The sequence below is a fragment of the Streptomyces sp. NPDC031121 genome, assembly GCF_055570615.1.
On sequence record NZ_JBVIGV010000001.1, the window covers coordinates 672,831 to 694,318 of the forward strand.

The window sequence follows — 21,488 nt, forward strand, 5'->3', positions numbered from 1 at the left end:
GATCGCCTCGTGGGCGCCCTTGCCCGGTTAATCAGCGTACGTCAGTTCGTGAGGGGGCCGGTGACGCCGGCCTGTACGGCGGCTTGCGGGCCGGCGGCGCGCAGGGCGCCGCACCCGGCCATGGGAAGGGCCCGGCCCTGTGGGGGACAGGGCCGGGCCCTCCGAGCCGCGGCCTTACAGCGACGGGTACAGCGGGTGCTTCGCGGCGAGCGCCGAGACGCGCGCCTTGAGGGCCTCGCCGTCGTAGGACGGCTTCAGGGCCTCGGCGATGATGTCGGCGACCTCGGTGAAGTCCTCGGCGCCGAAACCGCGGGTGGCCAGGGCCGGCGTGCCGATCCGCAGGCCCGAGGTGACCATCGGGGGCCGCGGGTCGTTCGGGATGGCGTTGCGGTTGACGGTGATGCCGATCTCGTGGAGGCGGTCCTCGGCCTGCTGGCCGTCCAGCTCCGAGTTGCGCAGGTCCACCAGGACCAGGTGCACGTCGGTGCCGCCGGAGAGGACGTCCACGCCGACGGCCTTGACGTCGTCCCGGACCAGGCGCTCGGCGATGATCTTCGCGCCGGCCAGGGTGCGCTCCTGGCGCTCCTTGAACTCGGGCGAGGCCGCCACCTTGAAGGAGACCGCCTTGGCGGCGATCACGTGCTCCAGCGGGCCGCCCTGCTGGCCGGGGAAGACCGCGGAGTTGATCTTCTTGGCCAGCTCCTGCGTCGACAGGATGACACCGCCGCGCGGACCGCCGAGGGTCTTGTGCGTGGTGGTGGTGACGACGTGGGCGTGCGGCACCGGGTTCGGGTGCAGGCCCGCGGCGACCAGTCCGGCGAAGTGCGCCATGTCGACCATCAGGTACGCGCCGACCTCGTCCGCGATGCGGCGGAAGGCGGCGAAGTCCAGCTGGCGCGGGTAGGCGGACCAGCCGGCGACGATCAGCTGCGGCTTGGACTCCTTGGCGAGGCGCTCGACCTCGGCCATGTCGACCTGGCCGTCCTCGCCGACGTGGTACGGGACCACGTTGTAGAGCTTGCCCGAGAAGTTGATCTTCATGCCGTGGGTCAGGTGACCGCCGTGGGCCAGGTTCAGGCCCATGATCGTGTCGCCCGGCTTCAGCAGCGCGAACATCGCGGCGGCGTTCGCCTGCGCACCGGAGTGCGGCTGCACGTTCGCCGCCTCGGCGCCGAAGAGCGCCTTGATCCGGTCGATGGCGATCTGCTCGACGACGTCGACGTGCTCGCAGCCGCCGTAGTAGCGGCGGCCCGGGTAGCCCTCGGCGTACTTGTTGGTCAGGACCGAGCCCTGGGCCTCCATGACGGCGACCGGAGCGAAGTTCTCCGACGCGATCATCTCCAGGGTCGACTGCTGGCGCGCGAGCTCGGCGTCGACGGCAGCGGCGACGTCGGGGTCGAGCTCGTGGAGAGGGGTGTTCAGAACGGACATCTTCGGTCCCTGGTTCAGTTGCCGGAAAGGGTGAGCTGCTCGTACTCGGCGGCGGAGAGCAGGTCCTCCGGCTCGTCCGACACGCGCACCTTGAAGAGCCACCCGCCCTCGAAGGGGGCGCTGTTCACGAGCGCCGGGTCGTCCACGACGTCCTGGTTGGCCTCGACGACCTCGCCCGTGACCGGGGAGTACAGGTCGCTGACGGACTTGGTCGACTCCAGCTCGCCGCAGGTCTCGCCCGCGGTCACGGTGTCGCCGACGGCGGGGAGCTGGGCGTAGACGACGTCACCGAGCGCGTTGGCCGCGAACGCGGTGATGCCGACCGTCGCGACGCCGTCCTCGGCGGCCGACAGCCACTCGTGCTCCTTGCTGTAACGCAGCTGCTGGGGGTTGCTCATGGCCTGATTCTCCTGGATGCGGGGGAGTGCGAACGAACGGTTGTCTTGCCTGTCGAGACGGCTCGGCCCGGCAGGCGGGAGCGTGCGGACGTGCCGACGCGTCGGGGTCTACTTCTGCCGCTTGTAGAAGGGCAGGGCGACGACCTCGTACGGCTCATGGGTACCGCGGATGTCCACGCCGACGCCGGAGGCGCCCGGTTCGGCGTGTGCCGCGTCGACGTACGCCATGGCGATCGGCTTGCCCAGGGTCGGCGACGGGGCGCCGGAGGTGACCTCGCCGACCACCCGGCCGCCCGCCACGACGGGGAACCCGGCGCGCGGGACCCGGCGGCCCTCGGCGACCAGGCCGACCAGCTTGCGCGGCGGGTTCGACGCGGAGCGCTCGGCGGCGGCCTCCAGGGCGGCACGGCCCACGAAGTCGCCCTCCTTCTCGAACTTCACGACCCGGCCCAGGCCCGCGTCGAACGGGGTCAGGGAGGTCGTCAGCTCGTGCCCGTACAGCGGCATGCCCGCCTCCAGGCGCAGCGTGTCGCGGCAGGACAGGCCGCACGGCACCAGGCCGCGGCCCTCGCCGGCCTTGCTCAGCGCCTGCCACAGCTCCACCGCGTGCTCCGGGGAGACGAACAGCTCGAAGCCGTCCTCGCCGGTGTAGCCGGTACGGGCGATCAGCGCGGGGACGCCCGCCACCGTGCCGGGCAGGCCGGCGTAGTACTTCAGGCCGTCCAGGTCGGCGTCGGTCAGCGACGCCAGGATGGCGGGGGACTCCGGCCCCTGCACCGCGATCAGCGCGTACGCGTCGCGGTCGTCGCGGACCTCGGTGTCGAAGCCGGCCGCGCGCTCGGTGAGGGCGTCCAGCACCACCTGGGCGTTCGAGGCGTTGGCGACGACCATGTACTCGGTCTCGCCGAGGCGGTAGACGATCAGGTCGTCGAGGATCCCGCCGTCCTCCTGGCAGATGTGCGTGTAGCGGGCGCGGCCGACGCCGACGGTGGAGATGTTCCCCACCAGGGCGTAGTCGAGGGCCTTGACGGCCTCCGGGCCGGTCAGGGTGATCTCGCCCATGTGGGAGAGGTCGAACAGGCCGGCCTTCGTGCGCACGGCGTTGTGCTCGTCGCGCTCGCTGCCGTACCGCAGGGGCATGTCCCAGCCGGCGAAGTCGGTCATGGTCGCACCGAGCGAGCGGTGCAGCGCATCGAGCGCGGTCAGGCGGGGGGCATTGCTCATGGGTGTGGCTCCCGGGTCCCAGGGCATGACATGACGAGGACGTTCCTCCCCATCTGTCATCGGAACCTGAGAGGTTCGCCGAGAGTTCCCCGGAGCGGGATCACCGACTTGCACCTTGGGTGGAGCACCCCCCGGTCCCGTCGCGGCGGACGGGCGGGGCGCGGCTCGCTTTTCAGATCTGCCTCATCCACGCGGTACGGGGCCTGAGAGATTCAAGGGAGGTACTTGCTCCTTCGGCGCCCGGACACGGCCTCGCGGCCTGCCGGGACTCTCCCGCGCGGATTCAAGCGGCCGGTATGCAGTTGGTCCAGATGGCGCACATCATTGCACGAGGTGCCCGAGAACGGGTGCGCGGGCCCGAAAGACCGTTCCATCCGCCAAGAGCGCGGGGTCGCGGGGCGGGCGCGGCCGGGCGTCCGCCGGGCGGACGCGCCGACGCAAACCCGGGACGCCGGATTACCGTCCCTTTACATTGGGTGGGAATGGGTCCCGGTGACCCGTGCGGGGGAGGCGATCGGTGTGCGGAGGTTCGGAGTGCTGGCCACGGCGGGGACTGCGGAGGGGGTGCCGGCCCGGCCGGCCGCGGAAACGTGCCACGGATCCGTGCGCGACCTGCGCGGCACCGGCGGGAGCGGCCCCGACCGGCTCGGCTTCGCCGAGGGGGACATCGTCGTGGTCTCCGGCCTGCCCGGCGGCGGGAAGAGCACGCTGATCAAGCGCGCCGCCGAGGGCGGCGGCATCGACTCGCAGGACGTGCGCGAGCGCTGGGAGCGCCGCATGCCCCCGGCCCTGCCGTACGCCGTCTACCGGCCGCTGGTGCGGATCGCCCACTACCGGGGGATGTGGCGGGCCCTGCGCTCGGGCGCCTCCCTCGTCGTCCACGACTGCGGCACGCAGCGCTGGGTGCGCGGGCTGCTCGCCGCAGCCGCGCGGCGCCGGGGCCGGGCCCTGCACCTGGTGCTGCTCGTGGCCACCCCGGAGGAGGCCCTGGCCGGGCAGCGGGCCCGCGGCCGCGGCGTGTCCGCGTACGCCTTCGCCCGGCACCGGGCCGCCGTCGCCCGCCTGCTCCGGGCCGCGGAATCCGGCCCGCTGCCCGCCGGCTGCGCCTCGGTGGTCCTCCTGGACCGGCCCGCGGCCGCCCGGCTGAACCGCATAGCCTTCCGCCCGGCGCCCCCGGCCGCACGACCGGCCGCCTGACCGGATCTCCGCCCGGCCCCGCGGTCCCCGACCGCGGGTGCCCGCGCGGGCCGCTACCCTCGGGCGCGTAACACGGCGCGACGAGCGGAGGCGGACATGGGCGGGGACGGCGGCTGGCCGGAGAACGAGCTGGAGCAGGTGCTGGGCGCCGCCCTCGGAGCGGCGGACGCGGGCCCGCGGATCGTCGAGGTCCTCGGCCGCAGCTCCGTCTGGGTGCCGCTGCCCGCCGGGGGCGGCCCCGACAGCGCCTCCCTCGCGCTGCCCACCATGGACATCGGCGGGGCGGCGTACGTCCCGGTCTACAGCTCCGCCTCCCAGTTCCGTGCCTGCGTGGGCACCGCCATGGACTTCGCCGTCGCGCCCGCGGTCGAGTTCGCCCGCGGCCTGCCCCCGCAGCTCGGCATCGCCGTGAACCCAGAGGGCGCCGTCGGCGTCCCCCTGCCCCCGCCCGCCGTCGCCGCCCTGTGCCGCGCCGGCCGCACCGCGCTCGACGGGCCAGCCTCCGGCGCCCGCGTCCGCCTCTACGAGCCCGACTGGCAGGAGGACCCGGTGGACCTCCTCGCCGCGGCCGCCGAGGAGTTCCGCGCCACCGGCGCCGTCGCCGCCGCGTACCGCTGCCTGGCCAGCGTCGAGGGCGGCGCGCCCGAGCTCTACATCGGCGTCAGGCTCACGGGACCGGACCCGGCGCTGCGCGCCCTGCCGCTGGAGGCCCTCGGCCGGGCCCTGGGCCGAGTCCCGGCGCCCTGGCCCGTGCAGTTGGTGCTGCTGGACGCGCCCGAGGCCGCCGGCGACCCGGTCGCCGACCACATCGTTACGCGCGTACGCCCCTTCTGCGTCCCCTAGCGCCGCTTAAGCTGGTGACATCTCCTGGCCGCACGAGTGGCCTGGACAGCGGGTCTACGCGGGCGGACGAGGAGGGGTACCGGTGAGTGCGTCAGGCACGGCCGCGGCCGGGCAGGTCGAGCACGTGATGCGCCAAGTGACTCCCGGGCGCTACGAGAGCTACGAGTCACTTCTGCACGCCCTCGCCGAGGGCCGCCTGTGGATGCTGCTCTGGCAGGGCTCCCCGGGCTCCCCGGACGCCCAGTACGGCGGGATGGAGCTGGAGGGCCTCGGCTACGCCCCGTGCGTCACCTCCCCCCAGGAACTGGCCGCCAGCGGCTGGAACCGGGGCTACGAGGTCGTCACCGGCCGCGACATCGCCCGCGCCCTCTACCCCGACCGGTGGGGGCTCTGGCTCAACCCGCACGCCCAGGGCGGCGGCCTCGGCATCCCCTGGGCCGACCTGCGCCGGATCGCCACCGGCCTGGACCGGATGCCGGCCGGCCCGCTGCGGCTGTCCGAGCCGGCCCTGGAGCTCCCGCAGTTCTACGGGCTGCTGACCCAGCACGCGCACCGCACCCCGGCCGTGCGGTCGCTGCGCCGCGCCTGGGTGCAGCCCGCGCTGGGCTCGCCGTACCTCGCGGTCGGCCTCGACCTGTACGACGCCTCCGCGCCCGCGCTGGAATCCGTACGGGAGATGATGCGCCAGTCCGTGGGGGCGGTGCCCGAGGGCGTGCCGGTGTGCACGGTGGCGCTCGCCGACGAGCACGACCCCGTCGCGATGTGGCTCAGGTCGCAGACGCGCCCGTTCTACGACCGCGAGGGGCAGGCCCCGGCCTACTGACAGACGGCCGCACGGGCCTCCCACGATCCGTGGACGCACCTGCCGCGCGACCCTCCCGGGCCGCGGGGAGCACCGGCTTCGCAGCCGCTCCCCGCGGCCTTCGCCTTGTCCGGATTTCGCCGCCGTTGAACACCCAAAAGGCGTGCTCCTGATGCCCGTTGGGCACCATGTCCGAATGCGCACCGAACGGACGGTGTTGCTCCGCTGAGCCGACAGCGGAGTCCGGATAACGGGAATCGGACCCTCACATCACGGTTGCGCATCCATTCATCTGCGGGTCTGGCGGCTGATCGACGCGCCGATGAAGACTCCCCACCCAAGAGCCGCTCCGGCCCTCGGGAAGGACCCGGCTCACCTGCACACCGCTTGCGCTCCGCCCTGCTTTCCGCAGGCACCGGGCACAGCACCTCCCGCACGTCCGGCACGTCTGCACCTCCCGCACCGCTGCACGTCCCGTGCGTCCCGCACGTCCCGCACGTCCGCACGTCCGCACGTCCTGCACGTCCCGAACCGCTGCACGTCCCGCACACCGGCACGCCCCGCTGCGTGCCGGCGACGCACTCCAGCGCCACTCCGCACCAACGCCGCCACAGCGGCGGGCATGGGCCGGCGACCCGCCGGCCGAGAGGGGTCCCCACCACGATGACGGCACCACTGCATGACACGAGCGCGGAAACCCCCGCACCCGTGTCCGTAGCCGATGTCCCGGCGAAGGCCATCGAGGGCCGTTCGCCCGGCCGTATCGCCTGGATGCGGCTCAAGCGCGACAAGATCGCGCTGACCGGCGGCATGGTCGTGATCCTCCTGATCCTGGTGGCGGTGTTCGCGCCGCAGATCGTGAGCGTGCTGGGCCACCCGCCCAACGAGTTCCACGAGGACCTGATCGACCCGGACCTCGGCACGCCGATCGGCTCCTTCGGCGGCATGAGCTCCGAGCACCTGCTCGGCGTCGAACCCACCAACGGGCGCGACGTGTTCAGCCGGATCGTCTACGGCGCGCGCATCTCGCTGGTCGTCGCCTTCCTCGCCGCCTTCGTCTCCGTCGCCATCGGCAGCTTCCTCGGCGCCCTGGCCGGCTTCCTCGGCGGCTGGGTCGACGGCCTGATCAGCCGCACGATGGACCTGCTGCTGGCCTTCCCGCAGCTGCTGTTCACCATCGCCCTGGTCTCCGTGGTCCCCAACTCCCTCTGGGGGTTCGAGGGTTCGGGCGTCCGCATGGGCGTGCTGATCGTCGTCATCGGCTTCTTCGGGTGGCCCTACATCGGCCGCATCGTCCGGGGCCAGACGATCTCCCTGCGCGAGCGCGAGTACGTCGAGGCGGCCCGCAGCCTCGGGGCCGGCCGCGGCTACATCCTGGTCAAGGAGCTGCTGCCGAACCTCGTCGCCCCGATCCTCGTCTACGCGACGCTGATCATCCCGACCAACATCCTGACGGAAGCGGCCCTCAGCTTCCTCGGCGCCGGCGTCAAGCCGCCGACAGCCTCCTGGGGAAAGATGCTCTCCGACGCCGTCCCCATCTACCAGGACGACCCCATGTACATGGTGGTCCCCGGCATGACGATCTTCATCACCGTCCTGGCGTTCAACCTCTTCGGGGACGGGCTGCGCGACGCACTCGACCCCAAGGGCAGCTGAACCGCTTCACCGATTCACCCACCACTGGAGGTTGGACCACCGTGATCCGCAGAAAGCAGGCACTCGCGATCACCGCCGTGATCGCCGCCCTGTCGCTGACCGCCGCGTGCGGCGGCGGCGACGGCGAGAAGAAGTCCGAGGCGAAGGGCGCCGGCGGCGCCGCCTTCAACGCCGCGACCACCGGCATCGTCAACCCGTCCACCGAGAAGGGCGGCGAGCTCAAGCTCTGGTCGCCGCAGGACGTCGACTACCTCGACCCGGCGCGTGCCTACTACGGCTTCGTGTGGAACATGCAGCGCCTCTACATCCGCCAGCTGCTCGCGTACGACAGCAAGCCGGGCGAGGCGGGCACGAAGCTCGTCCCGGACCTCGCGGAGGCGCTCCCGGTCATCAGCAACGAGGGCAAGACGTACACCCTCAAGCTGAAGGACGGCGTGAAGTACGAGGACGGCACGCCGATCACCTCGAAGGACATCAAGTACGGCATCGAGCGCGTCTTCGCGCAGGACGTGCTGTCCGGCGGCCCCACCTACCTGATGGACATCCTGGACCAGGGCCAGAAGTACCCCGGGCCGTACAAGGACACCGACCCCGAGAAGATGGGCCTGAAGTCCGTCCAGACGCCGGACGACAAGACGATCGTCTTCAACCTGGCGAGCGCCAACTCCGACTTCAGCTACCTGCTGGCCATGCCGTCCTCCTCGCCGGTCCCGGCGGCCAAGGACACCGGCGCCACGTACACGAACAAGCCCGTCTCCACGGGCCCGTACAAGGTCGAGAGCTTCACCGCCGGCAAGGGCGCCACCTTCGTCCGCAACGAGAACTGGGACCCGAAGACGGACACCATCCGCACGGGCCTGCCGGACAAGGTCACCTTCACGGTGACGACCAACCCGGACGACATGGACGCCCGCCTGCTCTCCGGCGACATCGACCTCGCGGTCGACGGCACCGGCCTCCAGCAGGCCGCGAAGAACAAGGTCCTCAAGGACCCGAACCTCAAGAAGAACGCGGACAACCCGTTCACCGGCTACATCCGCTACTTCGCCTTCCCGCAGACGGTCGCGCCGTTCGACAACATCGAGTGCCGCAAGGCCGTCATCTACGCGGCCGACCCGAAGTCCCTGCAGACCGCCCGCGGCGGCCCGACCAGCGGTGACCTCGGCGCCAACATGCTGCCGCCCGGCATCCCCGGCTCCGACAAGAGCTACGACCCCTGGGGCCTGACCAAGGGCCAGCCGCAGGAGGACAAGGCCAAGGAGGCCCTGAAGGCCTGCGGCAAGCCCGACGGCTTCGAGACCACCATCGCGGTGCGCAACAACCGCGCCCCCGAGGTGAAGACGGCCGAGTCCCTCCAGGCCTCGCTCGCCAAGGTCGGCATCAAGGCCACCATCGACCAGTACGACGGCAAGCTCTCCTCCTCCACGATCGGCTCGCCCGAGAACGTGAAGAAGAAGGGCTACGGCATCATCGTCATGGGCTGGGGCGCCGACTACAACTCCGGCTCGGGCTTCCTCCAGCCGCTCGTCGACGGCTCGTTCATCCTGCCGAACGGCAACAACAACTACACGGAGCTGAACGACCCGGAGATCAACGGGCTGTTCGACAAGGCCGCCGCCGCCGCGACGCCGGACGCCGCCGCGCCGTTCTACACCGACATCAACAAGAAGATCATGGAGAAGGCGCTCTACCTTCCCATCAACTTCGACAAGGCCTTCGTCTACCACAACCCCCGTCTGACAAACGTCTACTTCAACGACTCCATGGGCAAGATCGACCTCGCCGTGATCGGCGTGGGCAAGTAGCCACCGGGCGAGTCGCCACGTAACAACAGGCAAGTGCCTTCACCGCACATGCGCTAGTCCGAAGGGCAGGTGAAGGCCGCAGGCGGCGGCTGCCGTCCCCACGAGGGGCGGCGGCCGCCCGCCCCGGCGGCCGACTGCAGTGCTCGTCTACCTCATACGGCGGCTGTTCAACGTCGCCGCCACGCTGCTGGTGGTCTCCGTGGTCACCTTCGGCATCTTCTTCGCGGTCCCCAAGATCACGGGCAGCGATCCGGCGCTCATGTACGCCGGCCGCGAGACCAACGAGACCGCCCTGGCGGGCATCCGCGTGAAGATGGGCTTCGACAAGCCCATTTCCGAGCAGTACCTGACCTTCGTCAAGGGGATCTTCGTCGGCCGCGACTACGACGGCGGCACCGAGACCACCCACTGCGAAGCACCCTGCTTCGGCTACTCGTTCAAGACCGAGGCGCCCGTCTGGGAGACCATGGTCGACCGCATGCCGGTCACCCTCTCCCTCGCGCTCGGCGCGGCGGTCATCTGGGTCCTCGCGGGCGTCGCCACCGGTGTGGTCTCGGCGCTCAAGCGCCGCACCGCCGTCGACCGCACCGTCATGGTCGGCGCCCTCGCCGGCGTCTCCCTGCCGATCTTCTTCACCGGGATGGTCGCCCCCGCGATCTTCGTCTACAGCCTCGGCTGGCTCGACGTCTCCAACTACAAACCGCTCACCGAGGACCCCGGGGCCTGGCTCAACTCCCTGATCCTGCCCTGGATCACCCTGGCCTTCCTCTTCGCCGCCACCTACGCCCGCATCACCCGCGCCACGATGCTGGAGGTCCTCGGCGAGGACTACATCCGCACCGCCCGCGCCAAGGGCCTCAAGGAGGGCGTGGTCATCCGCAAGCACGCCCTGCGCTCCACCCTCACCCCGATCGTCACGATGTTCGGCCTCGACCTCGGCGGCCTCCTCGGCGGCGCCGTGCTCACCGAGACGACCTTCAACTTCCAGGGCCTCGGGACGGCAGCCGTCGCCGCCATCGGCCAGGGCGACCTCCCCGTGATCATGGGCGTCACCCTGCTCGCCGCGCTGTTCGTGGTGATGGCCAACCTGATCGTGGACCTGCTGTACGCCGTCATCGACCCGCGCGTGAGGCTGACGTGACCGAGAACCCCACCGCCGGATCCGGCGGCCCCGCCGCGGCCACCGCCGGCGGCCCCGCGTTCGTCCCCGAGCAGGCCGGCCCGCGCAGCGGCGCCTTCCTGTCGGTGCGCGACCTCAAGGTGCACTTCCCGACCGACGACGGCCTCGTGAAGTCCGTCGACGGGCTGTCCTTCGAGCTGGAGCGCGGCAAGACGCTGGGCATCGTCGGCGAGTCCGGCTCCGGGAAGTCGGTGACCTCGCTGGCCATCATGGGCCTGCACCGCACCGGCAACGCCCGCAGCCGCCCGCACATCTCCGGCGAGGTCGTCCTCGACGGCGAGGACCTCGTCAAGGCGGACGCCGACCACGTGCGCACGCTGCGCGGCCGCAAGATGGCGATGGTCTTCCAGGACCCGCTGTCCGCGATGCACCCCTACTACACCGTCGGCAAGCAGATCGTCGAGGCGTACCGCACGCACCACGACACCGACAAGAAGGCCGCCCGCAAGCGGGCGGTCGAGATGCTCGACCGCGTCGGCATCCCCGAGCCGCACCGGCGCGTGGACGCCTACCCGCACGAGTTCTCCGGCGGCATGCGCCAGCGCGCGATGATCGCGATGGCCCTGGTCAACAACCCGGAGCTGCTCATCGCCGACGAGCCGACCACCGCCCTCGACGTCACCGTGCAGGCGCAGATCCTCGACCTGATCCGCGACCTCCAGCGGGAGTTCGGATCCGCCGTCATCATGATCACGCACGACCTCGGCGTGGTCGCCGAGATGGCCGACGACATCCTCGTCATGTACGGCGGCCGCTGCGTCGAGCGCGGCACCGCGGAGAAGGTCTTCTACGAGCCCCGCCACCCCTACACCTGGGGGCTGCTCGGCTCCATGCCGCGCATCGACCGCGAGCAGACCGAGCGCCTGATCCCGGTCAAGGGCTCCCCGCCCAGCCTCATCAACATCCCGAGCGGCTGCGCGTTCAACCCGCGCTGCCCGTACGCGGACGTCCCCGAGGGCGGTATCACCCGCACCCGCCGGCCCGAGCTGACCGAGGACGGCAGCGGGCACTGGTCGGCCTGCCACATGACGCAGGAGGAGCGGACCCGGATCTGGACCGAAGAGATTGCGCCGAAGCTGTGACCGACATGACGAAGAAGGACACGGCCGGGGCGGGCGCGCCGGAGGCGACCGCCGAGGAACCGCTGCTGAAGGTGACCGGCCTGGTCAAGCACTTCCCCATCAACAAGGGACTGCTGCGCCGGCAGGTCGCGGCCGTCAAGGCCGTCGACGGGATCGACTTCGACGTCCGGCGCGGTGAGACGCTCGGCGTCGTGGGCGAGTCCGGCTGCGGCAAGTCCACGATGGGCCGGCTGATCACCCGCCTGCTGGAGCCCACCGGCGGCACGGTCGAGTTCGAGGGCCGCGACATCACGCACCTCGGGGTCGCCGGGATGCGGCCGCTGCGGCGCGATGTGCAGATGATCTTCCAGGACCCGTACGGCTCGCTGAACCCGCGCCACACGGTCGGCACGATCGTCAGCGCGCCGTTCAAGCTCCAGGGCGTCGAGCCGGAGGGCGGGCTCAAGGCGGAGGTGCAGCGCCTGCTGTCCCTGGTCGGCCTCAACCCCGAGCACTACAACCGCTACCCGCACGAGTTCTCCGGCGGCCAGCGCCAGCGCATCGGCATCGCCCGCGCGCTGGCGCTCAAGCCGAAGCTGGTCGTCGCCGACGAGCCGGTGTCCGCACTGGACGTGTCGATCCAGGCCCAGGTGGTCAACCTGCTGGACGACCTCCAGGAGGAGCTCGGCCTCACGTACGTGATCATCGCGCACGACCTGTCGGTCATCCGGCACGTCTCGGACCGCATCGCGGTCATGTACCTCGGCAAGATCGTGGAGCTGACCGACCGCACCTCGCTGTACGAGACCCCCATGCACCCGTACACCAAGGCGCTGCTGTCGGCCGTGCCCGTGCCGGACCCGCGCCGGCGCGGGGCGAAGAGCGGGCGCATCCTGCTCAAGGGCGACGTGCCCTCGCCGATCTCGCCGCCGAGCGGCTGCCGCTTCCACACCCGCTGCTGGAAGGCGACGCAGATCTGCACCGTCAAGGAGCCGCCGCTGGCGGCGCTGGCCACGGGGCACCAGGTGGCCTGCCACCACCCGGAGAACGCCCCCGACCAGGCGCCCGGCGACCCGGCCCTGCCCGGTGCGGCGGACGCCCTCGCCGCGGTGACGCCCTAGGGACCGAAGGGCCGGCACTGGACAGACGGCCCGTCCCCGGGGCACCTTCGTCCGACGGCCCGGGCACCGAGTAGCGGTCGGTGCCCGGGCCGCCGGCCTGTCCGCCGGGGCCGTCCGGCGGGCGGGCGGCGGGCGGGCGGCACAATGGGGCGGTGCTCCACGACCTCTTCCCGCCCGGGATCCAGCACGCGCTGGACCTCGCGGGCATCTTCGTCTTCGCCACCGCGGGCGCCCTGCTCGCCGTGCGCAAGAACTTCGACGTCTTCGGCATCGCGGTCCTCGCCGAGGTAACCGCCCTGGGCGGCGGCCTCTTCCGCGACCTCGTCATCGGCGCCGTCCCGCCGGCCGCCTTCGCCGAGCTCAGCTTCTTCGTCACCCCGCTGATCGCCGCGGCCCTCGTCTTCTTCCTCCACCCCGAGGTGCAGCGGATCAACCGGGCCATCAAGGTCTTCGACGCCGCGGGCCTGGCCCTGTTCTGCGTGACCGGCACGACGAAGGCGTACGAGTACGGGCTCGGCCTCACCGCGTCCGCCGCGCTCGGGCTGGCCACGGCCGTCGGCGGCGGCGTCCTGCGCGACGTCCTCGCCAACGAGGTGCCCACGCTGCTGCGCGACCGGGAGATGTACGCCGTGCCCGCCACCGTCGGCGCGGCGATGGTGGCCCTCTCCATCGCCTTCGGCGCGCTGAACGCGCTGACCACGGCCGCCGCCATCGTCACCACCTTCGTGCTGCGGCTGCTCGCCATGCAGTTCCACTGGCGGGCCCCGCTGGCCTGGAACCGCCGCTCGGCGGTGTCCGAGGAGCCGTGATCAGCACGCCACATCGAAAAGCTACCGCTTAGTAGTCTTCGGTTGTAGGCTCGATCCCATGGCATACGCAGCAGCCCAGGCCTCCATCGGCGACAGCGAGTTCGACCGCGACACCACCCTCACCGAGCGGGCCGGCGAGCCCGGGGTGTACGACGCCGAGCTCTCGGCCGGATGGACGATCATCACCGCCGTCAACGGCGGCTACCTGCTGGCCATGGTCGGCAGGGCGCTGGCGGCGGCCCTCCCGCACCCGGACCCCTTCACGGTCTCCGCCCACTACCTCACCTCCAGCGAGCCCGGCCCCGCCGTCATCCGCACCGAGGTCGTCCGCGTCGGCCGCACCCTCTCCACCGGCCAGGCCTCCCTGTACCAGTACGACGAGACCGGCGCCGAGGTCGAGCGGATCCGCGTCGTCGCCTCCTACGGCGACCTCGCCGCCCTCCCGGACGACGTCCGCACCACCGCCCTCCCGCCCGCGATGCCGCCGTACGAGGCCTGCCTCGGTCCGGAGGCCGGCCCGGCCCCCATCCCCGGCAGCAACGCCATCGTCGACCGGCTCCGCCTGCGGCTGGACCCGGCGACCGCCGGCTGGGCGCTCGGCGCCCCCTCCGGCAAGGGCGAGATGCGGGCCTGGTTCGAGCTGGCCGACGGCCGGGACGCCGACCCGCTGTCCCTGCTCCTCGCCGTCGACGCCCTCCCGCCGACCTGCTTCGACCTCGGCATGATGGGCTGGAGCCCGACCGTCGAGCTGACCGCGCACGTCCGCCGCCGCCCCGCCCCCGGCCCGCTGCGGATCTCCATCACCACCCGGAACCTGGCCGGCGGCTTCCTGGAGGAGGACGCCGAGGTCTGGGACTCCGAGGACCGCCTGGTCGCCCAGTCCCGCCAGCTGGCCCGCGCCCCGCGGAGCTGACCCGCGGAGCTGGCCCGCGGCAGCCCGGCCCCCGGCGGGCCGGAGCGGAGGGCGGCGTGGGCCCCGGGCGCCCCGGGGCTCGTAGAATCGGGAAATCATGGCCTACCTCGACCACGCCGCCACCACTCCGATGCTCCCGGAGGCCGCCGCGGCGATGACCGCGCAGTTCGCCGCCACGGGCAACGCCTCCTCGCTGCACGCCGCCGGCCGGCGCGCCCGCCGGACCGTCGAGGAGGCCCGCGAGGCCCTCGCCGAGGCGCTCGGCGCCCGGCCCAGCGAGGTCGTCTTCACCGCCGGCGGCACCGAGGCCGACAACCTCGCCGTCAAGGGCCTCTACTGGGCGCGCCGAGCCCAGGACCCCGCCCGCACCCGGGTCCTGGCCAGCCCCGTCGAGCACCACGCCGTCCTCGACGCCGTCCACTGGCTCGCCGAGCACGAGGGCGCCCGCGTCGAGTACCTGCCGGTCGACCGGTACGGCCGCGTCAGCCCCGGCGAGCTGCGCGAGGCCATCGCCCGCAACCCCGGCGACGTGGCCCTGGCCACCGTGATGTGGGCCAACAACGAGATCGGCACCGTCATGCCGGTCCGCGAACTCGCCGAGGCGTCAGCCGAGTTCGGGGTCCCGCTGCACTCCGACGCCGTCCAGGCCGTCGGCCAGCTCGACGTCCGCTTCGGGGACAGCGGGCTCGCCGCGATGACCGTGAGCGGCCACAAGATCGGCGGCCCCTACGGCATCGGCGCCCTGCTGCTCGGCCGCGACCAGGCGCCCGTCCCCGTCCTGCACGGCGGAGGCCAGGAGCGGCACGTCCGCTCCGGCACCCTCGACGTGCCCGCCATCGCCGCCTTCGCCGTGGCCGCCGTCCTCGCCGCCGAGCGGCGCGAGCGGTTCGCCGCGGAGGTCGGGCGGCTGCGCGACGAGCTGGTCCGCGCCGTGCGCGCCGCCGTGCCCGACGCCGTCCTCGGCGGGGACCCCGACAACCGGCTCCCTGCGAACGCGCACTTCAGCTTCCCCGGCTGCGAGGGCGACTCCCTGCTGCTGCTGCTCGACGCCCAGGGCATCGAGTGCTCCACCGGCTCCGCCTGCACCGCCGGCGTGGCCCAGCCCAGCCACGTCCTCCTCGCGACCGGCACCGACCCGGAGCTGGCCCGCGGCACCCTGCGCTTCTCCCTCGGCCACACCTCCACCGAGGAGGACGTCGCCGCCGTGGCCGCCGCCATCGGCCCCGCCGTCGAACGCGCCCGCACCGCCGGGCTCTCCTGACGGGCCGACCGGGGCCGGACAGACTCGCGGTCCGACGGTCAGGCGGAGCCCTTGCCCGCCGCCTCGGCCCGCACCAGGCGCAGGTACCGGTCCCAGTCCCAGTGCGGCCCGGGATCGGTGTGGTCCGTGCCCGGCACCTCGGAGTGCGCCACTATGTGCCTGCGGTCCACCGGTATGCCGTACCGGCGGCAGATGTCGCCCGCCAGCCGCGCCGAGGACGCGTACATGGCGTCCGTGAAGTCCCGCGGCCGCTCCACGTAGCCGACGTGCTCGATGCCGATGCTCCGCTCGTTCATCGAGCGGTTCCCGGCGTGGAAGGCGACGTCCAGCTCGCGGACCATCTGCTCCACATGCCCGTCCTGGCGGACTATGTAGTGCGCCGACGCCTTGTGCCACGGGTTCCTGAAGGCGTCCACCGACGAGGCGAAGCCGCCCTGCGTGACATGCACCACGATCCGGTCGACGCGGTAGTCGTCCGGCCGGTCGGCCAGCCGCCAGTTCGCCGGCGAGGCCGCCGTCCAGCCCGCGCCCGCGTAGTCCAGCTCGCCCTCCTTGCGCGGCTTGGACACCCCCGGCAGCAGCCACCACAGCCGCCGCACCTCGTCCGCCCCGGCCGCGCCCGCCACGGCGAGGACGCCGAGGCCGCCGAACAGCACCGCCCGGCGCGTCCTGCCCCGGCCCGGCCCGCCGGCGGGCCTCCCCGCCTTCTCCCCGGTTCCCATGCGCTCACCCCCTGCCCCCGACAACGCACTGTGACCCCGCACGGTTCCCCCGTACCCTGGAAGGCGCTATGACTGAGAACCTGCCGCGCCCCGCCCGCCCCCTCCGCGTCCTGGCCGCCATGTCCGGCGGTGTGGACTCCGCCGTCGCCGCCGCCCGCGCGGTCGAAGCCGGGCACGACGTGACCGGCGTCCACCTGGCGCTCTCCGCGAACCCGCAGTCCTTCCGGACGGGCGCGCGCGGCTGCTGCACCATCGAGGACTCCCGGGACGCCCGCCGCGCGGCCGACGTCATCGGCATCCCCTTCTACTGCTGGGACCTCGCCGAGCGCTTCCGCGAGGACGTGGTGGAGGACTTCGTCGCCGAGTACGAGGCGGGCCGGACCCCTAACCCGTGCCTGCGCTGCAACGAGAAGATCAAGTTCGCGGCGCTCCTCGACAAGGCCCTCGCCCTCGGCTTCGACGCGGTCTGCACCGGCCACTACGCGACGATCGTCGTGGGCGAGGACGGCACCCGCGAGCTGCACCGCGCCTCCGACATGGCCAAGGACCAGTCGTACGTCCTCGGCGTCCTCGACGAGAAGCAGCTCGCCCACGCCCTCTTCCCGCTCGGCGACACGATCACCACCAAGGAGGAGATCCGCGCCGAGGCGGAGCGGCGCGGCCTCGCCGTCGCGAAGAAGCCCGACAGCCACGACATCTGCTTCATCGCCGACGGCGACACCCAGGGCTTCCTCGCCAAGCGCCTCGGCCGCGCCGAGGGCGACATCGTCGACGAGTCCGGCGCCAAGGTGGGCACCCACGACGGCGCCTACGGCTTCACCATCGGCCAGCGCAAGGGCCTGCGCATCGGCCACCCCGCCCCCGACGGCAAGCCGCGCTACGTCCTCGACATCTCCCCGGTGAACAACACCGTGACCGTCGGCCCCGCCGAGTCCCTCGACATCGGCGCCCTCACCGCGATCCGCCCCCGCTGGTGCGGCTCCACGCCCGCCGCCCCGGGCACGTACACCGCCCAGCTGCGCGCCCACGGCGGCGAGACCGAGGTCTTCGCCGAGGTCGTCGACGGCGAGCTGCGCGTCCGGTTCACCGAGCCGGTCCGCGGCGTGGCCCCCGGCCAGGCGATCGTCCTCTACGACGGCACCCGCGTCGTCGGCTCCGCCACCATCGCCACGACCACCCGCGCCGCCGCCGCGGTCTGACGCCGGGCGGCCGCCCCCGCGGCCGCCCGCCTCCTTCGCGGGCTCACACCACCGTCAGGACGATCTTGCCGGTGGTGCGGCCCTGCTCCCCGATCTCGTGGGCCTTCGCCGCCTGCTCCAGCGGCAGCACCGTCTCCACCAGCGGCTTGAGCAGGCCCCGCTCGACCAGGGCGGTGATCTCCTCCAGGCCCTTGAGGTCGGGCTCCACCACCACGAAGGAGGCGCGCACCCCGTCCGCCCCGGCAGGGACGTCCGGACCGAGCAGGGTCACCAGGTGGCCGCCGGGCTTCAGCACCTCCAGGGAGCGCTGCGCGACCTCCCCGCCGAGCGCGTCCAGCACCACGTCCACGTCCGAGACCGCCTCGGCGAAGTCCCCGGCGCGGTAGTCGACCAGCTCGTCGGCGCCGAGCTCGCGCAGCACCCCGTGCTTGGCCGCGCTGGCGGTGCCGATGACGTACGCGCCGCGGGCCTTGGCGATCTGCACGGCCAGGTGGCCGACCCCGCCGGCCGCCGCGTGGACCAGCACCCGCTGCCCCGCCGCGACCCCGGCCGTGTCGACCAGCGCCTGCCACGCGGTCAGCGCCGCCAGCGGCAGCGCGGCCGCCTGCACATGGTCGAGAGAGGCGGGCTTGCGCGCGAAGTGGCGCGCCGGGGCCGTCACGTATTCCGCGTAACCGCCCGCCTGCTGCGGGAAGCGGGGCATCCCGTACACCTCGTCGCCCGGACGGTACAGCGTCACCCCCGGTCCGACCGCCTCGACGGTGCCCGAGACGTCCCAGCCGACCACCGGGACCGGGCCCCAGCCGACGAAGGCGCCGCTGGCGCGCGTCTTCCAGTCCACGGGGTTCACGCCGGCCGCGTGCACCCGTACGAGGATCTCGCCCAGCCCCGGCTCGGGCCGGTCCACCTCGGTCTCGGTGAGGACCTCGGGACCGCCCCACCGGCTGACGACGACGGCACGCATGGATATCTCCTTTTATGTCTGTTCCACACCGGTTTTCCCGGGTGGGGGCACCAGCTTCGCCGCCGCCGTGCCCGCGCAGTACTGGCCGGACGGCCACCATGTGACAGGATCTGGCCATGCACCGTGTCGCCGTACTCGCCCTCGAAGGCGTCCCCCCGTTCGAGCTCGGAATGCCCTCCCGGGTCTTCGGCAACGCCTACGACGACTCCGGGAACCCGCTCTACGAGGTCACCGTCTGCACCGCGGACGGTCAGCCCGTGGCCAGCGACGCCGGGTTCACGATCGGCGTCTCGGCCGGCCCCGAGGCGCTCGCGGCCGCCGACACCGTGGTCATCCCGCCCACGCACGCCATGGGCGAACTCCTCCAGGGCGCGCCCCTGCCGCAGGCGTACGCCGACGCCCTCGCCCGGATCCGCCCCGGAGCCCGGATCGTGTCCATCTGCACCGGCTCCTACGTGCTCGCCGCCGCCGGGATGCTCGACGGCCGGCCCGCGACCACCCACTGGCTCAAGGCCCTGGAGTTCCAGCGGGCCTTCCCGCGCGTCAAGGTCGACGAGGACGTCCTCTTCGTCGACGACGGCGACATCCTCACCTCCGCCGGCGTGGCCGCCGGCATCGACCTGTGCCTGCACCTCATCCGCGCGGACCACGGCACCGCCGTCGCCAACCTCGCCGCCCGGCTGTGCGTCGTACCGCCCTGGCGCGACGGCGGACAGGCCCAGTACATCGAGCGGCCCGTGCCGGAGCCGACCGCCGCCACCACCACCGCCACCCGGGCCTGGGCCCTGGAGCGGCTCGCCGAGCCCCTGACCCTCGCCCGGCTCGCCGCCCACGCGCGGATGAGCCTGCGCACCTTCACCCGCCGCTTCCGCGACGAGGTCGGCATGACCCCCGTCCAGTGGCTGACCGGCCAGCGCCTGGAGGTCGCCCGGCACCTGCTGGAGTCCAGCGACCTCCCCGTCGACCTGGTCGCCCACCGCGCCGGCTTCGGCTCGGCCAACTCCCTGCGCCAGCACATGCGCAGCGCCCTAGGCGTCTCCCCGATCGCCTACCGCCGCACCTTCCGGCCGGCCGACGGCGAGGACGCCGGACCGGCCCGCCGCCGCGGCGCCCGCGCCGGGTCCGCCGAGCCCGCCCCCACCGGCTGACCGCCCCCGCAGGCCCGGCCGGAGCCGGGCTCCGGACCTGCGAGCATGGGCGGTATGCCTACACACCTGATCACCGGGGCCGGGGCCGGCATCGGCGCCGCCGTCGCCGCCCGCCTGCACGCCCGGGGCGACGACCTGATCCTGCTCGCCCGCGACGCCGCCCGCGCCCGGCAGCTCGTCGAGCGCTACCCGGGCGCCCGCACCCTCGTCGGCGACCTCGCCGACCCCGACCGGCTCTCCTGGGCCTTCGACAAGCAGGCGCTGCCCGACCGGCTCGACTCCCTCCTGCACATCGCCGGGATCGTCGACCTCGGACCCGTCGGCGAGCTGCGCCCCAAGACCTGGCACCAGCAACTCAACGTCAACCTGATCGCCCCCGCCGAGGTCACCCGGCTCCTCCTGCCGACCCTGCGCGCCTCCAAGGCCACCGTCGTCTTCGTCAACTCCGGCGCCGGGCTGAACGCGCACGCCGACTGGAGCGCGTACGCCGCCTCCAAGCACGGGCTGAAGGCGCTCGCCGACGCGCTGCGCGCCGAGGAGCGCGCCAACGGCATCCGCGTCACCTCCGTCTATCCCGGCCGCACCGCCACCGCCATGCAGGCAAAGGTGCACTCCCAGGAGGGCAAGGAGTACGACCCCTCCGCCTGGATCGACCCGGAGTCCGTGGCCACCACCATCCTGATGGCCCTCGACCTGCCCCGCGACGCCGAGGTCAACGACCTGACCGTGAGGCCGGGCCGGTGACCGCGAACGCCACCGGGGTCGGCTCCCTTCCCGGCGGCGACGCCCGCGAGGCCGCCAAGACCGCCACCGGCTCCTTCGAGGACTTCCCCTACCTGCCCGAGCTGCCCGCCCGCGGCCCCGGCGCCGACATGATCGGCCGCTCGCTCGGCCTGCTCGTGGACCTGTACGCGCACGTCGAGCCCAGCGGCTGGCGCATCAGCGACCGCCCCGGCCGCGACACCCGGCGCGCCAGGTCCTGGCTCGGCGAGGACCTCGACGCCCTGGAGGAGTTCACCCAGGGCTACACGGGGCGCCTGAAGGTGCAGGCCGTCGGCCCGTGGACGCTCGCCGCCGCGCTGGAGCTGCACGGCGGCGAGGCCGCCCTCCAGGACGCCGGCGCCTGCCGCGACCTGGCCGCCTCCCTCGCCGAGGGGCTGCGCGGCCACCTCGCCGACGTCCGCCGGCGCATCCCCGGCGCCGAGATCGTCCTCCAGTTCGACGAGCCGTCGCTCACCGCCGTCCTCACCGGCCGGATCCGCACCGCCAGCGGATACCGGACCTACCGGGCCGTGGACCGGCAGGTCGTCGAGGGGACCCTGCGCCAGCTGTTCGCCGTCCACGAGGGGGACGTCGTCGTCCACACCTGCGCCCCCGGCGTCCCCTTCGGCCTGCTCCGCCGGGCCGGCGCCCATGCGGTCTCGTTCGATTTCTCGCTGCTCACGGAGCGCGAGGACGAGGCCGTCGGCGAGGCCGTCGAAAGCGGCATGCGGCTCTTCGCCGGAGTCGTGCCGGGCACCGATGCCCCGTTGTCCGACCCGGGCGGTAGCGTCATGGGTGTCAGGAAGCTTTGGCGCAGGCTGGGGCTGGCCCCGGGCACCCTCGCGGAGTCCGTCACGGTCACCCCGTCGTGCGGCCTCGCGGGCGCCTCGCCCGCCTACGCCCGCGCGGCGCAGGCCCACTGCGTCCGCGCGGCGAGGTCCCTCGCCGACAACCCTGAGTGACGAACCGAGACGGGCCACGGGAGGACACGG

Annotated in this window: 20 protein-coding genes and 1 riboswitch; of the genes, 15 read left to right on the forward strand and 5 right to left on the reverse strand. The window is 72.9% G+C overall.

Annotation, left to right across the window (positions count from 1 at the left end; genetic code table 11):
• Window positions 1-174 precede the first annotated feature (174 nt).
• From glyA to gcvT, 3 genes are all read right to left on the reverse strand, one after another.
• Window positions 175-1,431: a serine hydroxymethyltransferase gene (gene glyA, locus ACZ462_RS03095; protein ID WP_365513623.1), complete on the reverse strand. Its 1,257-nt coding sequence runs from the start codon at window positions 1,429-1,431 to the stop codon at window positions 175-177.
• A gap of 14 nt (window positions 1,432-1,445) precedes the next feature.
• The gene (gcvH, locus tag ACZ462_RS03100) at window positions 1,446-1,829 is read right to left on the reverse strand and encodes a glycine cleavage system protein GcvH (protein WP_467802707.1); all 384 of its coding nucleotides are present in this window, start codon (window positions 1,827-1,829) and stop codon (window positions 1,446-1,448) included.
• A gap of 108 nt (window positions 1,830-1,937) precedes the next feature.
• Complete coding sequence (gcvT, locus tag ACZ462_RS03105) at window positions 1,938-3,053, reverse strand: glycine cleavage system aminomethyltransferase GcvT (RefSeq protein WP_467802709.1); 1,116 nt, start codon at window positions 3,051-3,053, stop codon at window positions 1,938-1,940.
• 182 nt (window positions 3,054-3,235) lie between these two features.
• A riboswitch (glycine riboswitch) is annotated at window positions 3,236-3,339 on the reverse strand.
• A gap of 278 nt (window positions 3,340-3,617) precedes the next feature.
• Between gcvT and ACZ462_RS03110 the strand changes: the two genes are divergently transcribed.
• The 11 genes from ACZ462_RS03110 to ACZ462_RS03160 all read left to right on the forward strand — a co-directional run bounded on the left by ACZ462_RS03110 (window position 3,618) and on the right by ACZ462_RS03160 (window position 15,701).
• Window positions 3,618-4,250 (forward strand): AAA family ATPase, encoded by a 633-nt coding sequence (locus ACZ462_RS03110; RefSeq protein ID WP_467802886.1) that lies wholly within the window; start codon window positions 3,618-3,620, stop codon window positions 4,248-4,250.
• Between the two features lie 96 nt (window positions 4,251-4,346).
• The gene (locus ACZ462_RS03115) at window positions 4,347-5,093 is read left to right on the forward strand and encodes an enhanced serine sensitivity protein SseB (protein ID WP_467802711.1); all 747 of its coding nucleotides are present in this window, start codon (window positions 4,347-4,349) and stop codon (window positions 5,091-5,093) included.
• A gap of 82 nt (window positions 5,094-5,175) precedes the next feature.
• Window positions 5,176-5,916, forward strand: a complete 741-nt coding sequence (locus ACZ462_RS03120) for an enhanced serine sensitivity protein SseB C-terminal domain-containing protein (protein ID WP_125543002.1) — start codon at window positions 5,176-5,178, stop codon at window positions 5,914-5,916.
• A 642-nt stretch (window positions 5,917-6,558) separates the two neighbouring features.
• Window positions 6,559-7,551 carry an ABC transporter permease gene (locus ACZ462_RS03125; RefSeq protein ID WP_467802713.1) on the forward strand — a complete coding sequence of 331 codons (993 nt, stop codon included), beginning with the start codon at window positions 6,559-6,561 and terminating at the stop codon, window positions 7,549-7,551.
• A 41-nt stretch (window positions 7,552-7,592) separates the two neighbouring features.
• Entirely contained in the window at window positions 7,593-9,356 is a 1,764-nt protein-coding gene (locus ACZ462_RS03130; RefSeq protein WP_467802714.1) for an ABC transporter substrate-binding protein, read from the forward strand.
• 139 nt (window positions 9,357-9,495) lie between these two features.
• Window positions 9,496-10,497, forward strand: a complete 1,002-nt coding sequence (locus tag ACZ462_RS03135; RefSeq protein WP_189809085.1) for an ABC transporter permease — start codon at window positions 9,496-9,498, stop codon at window positions 10,495-10,497.
• 98 nt (window positions 10,498-10,595) lie between these two features.
• Complete coding sequence (locus tag ACZ462_RS03140; RefSeq protein ID WP_467802888.1) at window positions 10,596-11,618, forward strand: ABC transporter ATP-binding protein; 1,023 nt, start codon at window positions 10,596-10,598, stop codon at window positions 11,616-11,618.
• A 5-nt stretch (window positions 11,619-11,623) separates the two neighbouring features.
• The gene (locus tag ACZ462_RS03145) at window positions 11,624-12,718 is read left to right on the forward strand and encodes an ABC transporter ATP-binding protein (protein ID WP_467802716.1); all 1,095 of its coding nucleotides are present in this window, start codon (window positions 11,624-11,626) and stop codon (window positions 12,716-12,718) included.
• A gap of 152 nt (window positions 12,719-12,870) precedes the next feature.
• A complete protein-coding gene (locus ACZ462_RS03150) occupies window positions 12,871-13,527 on the forward strand; it encodes a trimeric intracellular cation channel family protein (RefSeq protein ID WP_467802718.1) in 657 nt (218 codons plus the stop codon).
• A 58-nt stretch (window positions 13,528-13,585) separates the two neighbouring features.
• A complete protein-coding gene (locus ACZ462_RS03155) occupies window positions 13,586-14,440 on the forward strand; it encodes a thioesterase family protein (protein WP_467802720.1) in 855 nt (284 codons plus the stop codon).
• A gap of 97 nt (window positions 14,441-14,537) precedes the next feature.
• A complete protein-coding gene (locus tag ACZ462_RS03160) occupies window positions 14,538-15,701 on the forward strand; it encodes a cysteine desulfurase family protein (protein ID WP_467802721.1) in 1,164 nt (387 codons plus the stop codon).
• A gap of 38 nt (window positions 15,702-15,739) precedes the next feature.
• On the opposite strand, the gene ACZ462_RS03165 is transcribed toward ACZ462_RS03160, so the two are convergent.
• Window positions 15,740-16,423, reverse strand: coding sequence for an N-acetylmuramoyl-L-alanine amidase (locus ACZ462_RS03165; protein WP_467802722.1), 684 nt, complete (start codon window positions 16,421-16,423; stop codon window positions 15,740-15,742).
• Between the two features lie 68 nt (window positions 16,424-16,491).
• Between ACZ462_RS03165 and mnmA the strand changes: the two genes are divergently transcribed.
• Window positions 16,492-17,622, forward strand: coding sequence for a tRNA 2-thiouridine(34) synthase MnmA (gene mnmA, locus ACZ462_RS03170; protein ID WP_365517003.1), 1,131 nt, complete (start codon window positions 16,492-16,494; stop codon window positions 17,620-17,622).
• A 43-nt stretch (window positions 17,623-17,665) separates the two neighbouring features.
• On the opposite strand, the gene ACZ462_RS03175 is transcribed toward mnmA, so the two are convergent.
• Window positions 17,666-18,586 (reverse strand): NADP-dependent oxidoreductase, encoded by a 921-nt coding sequence (locus ACZ462_RS03175; protein ID WP_467802723.1) that lies wholly within the window; start codon window positions 18,584-18,586, stop codon window positions 17,666-17,668.
• Window positions 18,587-18,702: 116 nt separating this feature from the next.
• Here ACZ462_RS03175 and ACZ462_RS03180 point away from each other — a divergent pair, with 116 nt between their 5' ends.
• Genes ACZ462_RS03180 through ACZ462_RS03190 form a run of 3 tightly spaced genes read left to right on the forward strand, consistent with a single transcriptional unit; the run spans window position 18,703 to window position 21,458 of the window.
• Window positions 18,703-19,734, forward strand: coding sequence for a GlxA family transcriptional regulator (locus tag ACZ462_RS03180; protein ID WP_467802725.1), 1,032 nt, complete (start codon window positions 18,703-18,705; stop codon window positions 19,732-19,734).
• Window positions 19,735-19,788: 54 nt separating this feature from the next.
• A complete protein-coding gene (locus tag ACZ462_RS03185) occupies window positions 19,789-20,478 on the forward strand; it encodes an SDR family oxidoreductase (protein WP_467802727.1) in 690 nt (229 codons plus the stop codon).
• Entirely contained in the window at window positions 20,475-21,458 is a 984-nt protein-coding gene (locus ACZ462_RS03190; RefSeq protein WP_467802729.1) for a methionine synthase, read from the forward strand. The genes ACZ462_RS03185 and ACZ462_RS03190 overlap by 4 nt, the downstream gene beginning before the upstream one ends.
• Window positions 21,459-21,488 lie beyond the last annotated feature (30 nt).

Coding starts and splice junctions, on each gene's coding strand:
- glyA (WP_365513623.1), bottom strand. CDS start 1,431: ATGTCCGTTCTGAACACCCCTCTCCACGAGCTCGACCCCGACGTCGCC.
- gcvH (WP_467802707.1), bottom strand. CDS start 1,829: ATGAGCAACCCCCAGCAGCTGCGTTACAGCAAGGAGCACGAGTGGCTG.
- gcvT (WP_467802709.1), bottom strand. CDS start 3,053: ATGAGCAATGCCCCCCGCCTGACCGCGCTCGATGCGCTGCACCGCTCG.
- ACZ462_RS03115 (WP_467802711.1), top strand. CDS start 4,347: ATGGGCGGGGACGGCGGCTGGCCGGAGAACGAGCTGGAGCAGGTGCTG.
- ACZ462_RS03125 (WP_467802713.1), top strand. CDS start 6,559: ATGACGGCACCACTGCATGACACGAGCGCGGAAACCCCCGCACCCGTG.
- ACZ462_RS03145 (WP_467802716.1), top strand. CDS start 11,624: ATGACGAAGAAGGACACGGCCGGGGCGGGCGCGCCGGAGGCGACCGCC.
- ACZ462_RS03155 (WP_467802720.1), top strand. CDS start 13,586: ATGGCATACGCAGCAGCCCAGGCCTCCATCGGCGACAGCGAGTTCGAC.
- ACZ462_RS03160 (WP_467802721.1), top strand. CDS start 14,538: ATGGCCTACCTCGACCACGCCGCCACCACTCCGATGCTCCCGGAGGCC.
- ACZ462_RS03165 (WP_467802722.1), bottom strand. CDS start 16,423: ATGGGAACCGGGGAGAAGGCGGGGAGGCCCGCCGGCGGGCCGGGCCGG.
- mnmA (WP_365517003.1), top strand. CDS start 16,492: ATGACTGAGAACCTGCCGCGCCCCGCCCGCCCCCTCCGCGTCCTGGCC.
- ACZ462_RS03175 (WP_467802723.1), bottom strand. CDS start 18,586: ATGCGTGCCGTCGTCGTCAGCCGGTGGGGCGGTCCCGAGGTCCTCACC.
- ACZ462_RS03180 (WP_467802725.1), top strand. CDS start 18,703: ATGCACCGTGTCGCCGTACTCGCCCTCGAAGGCGTCCCCCCGTTCGAG.
- ACZ462_RS03185 (WP_467802727.1), top strand. CDS start 19,789: ATGCCTACACACCTGATCACCGGGGCCGGGGCCGGCATCGGCGCCGCC.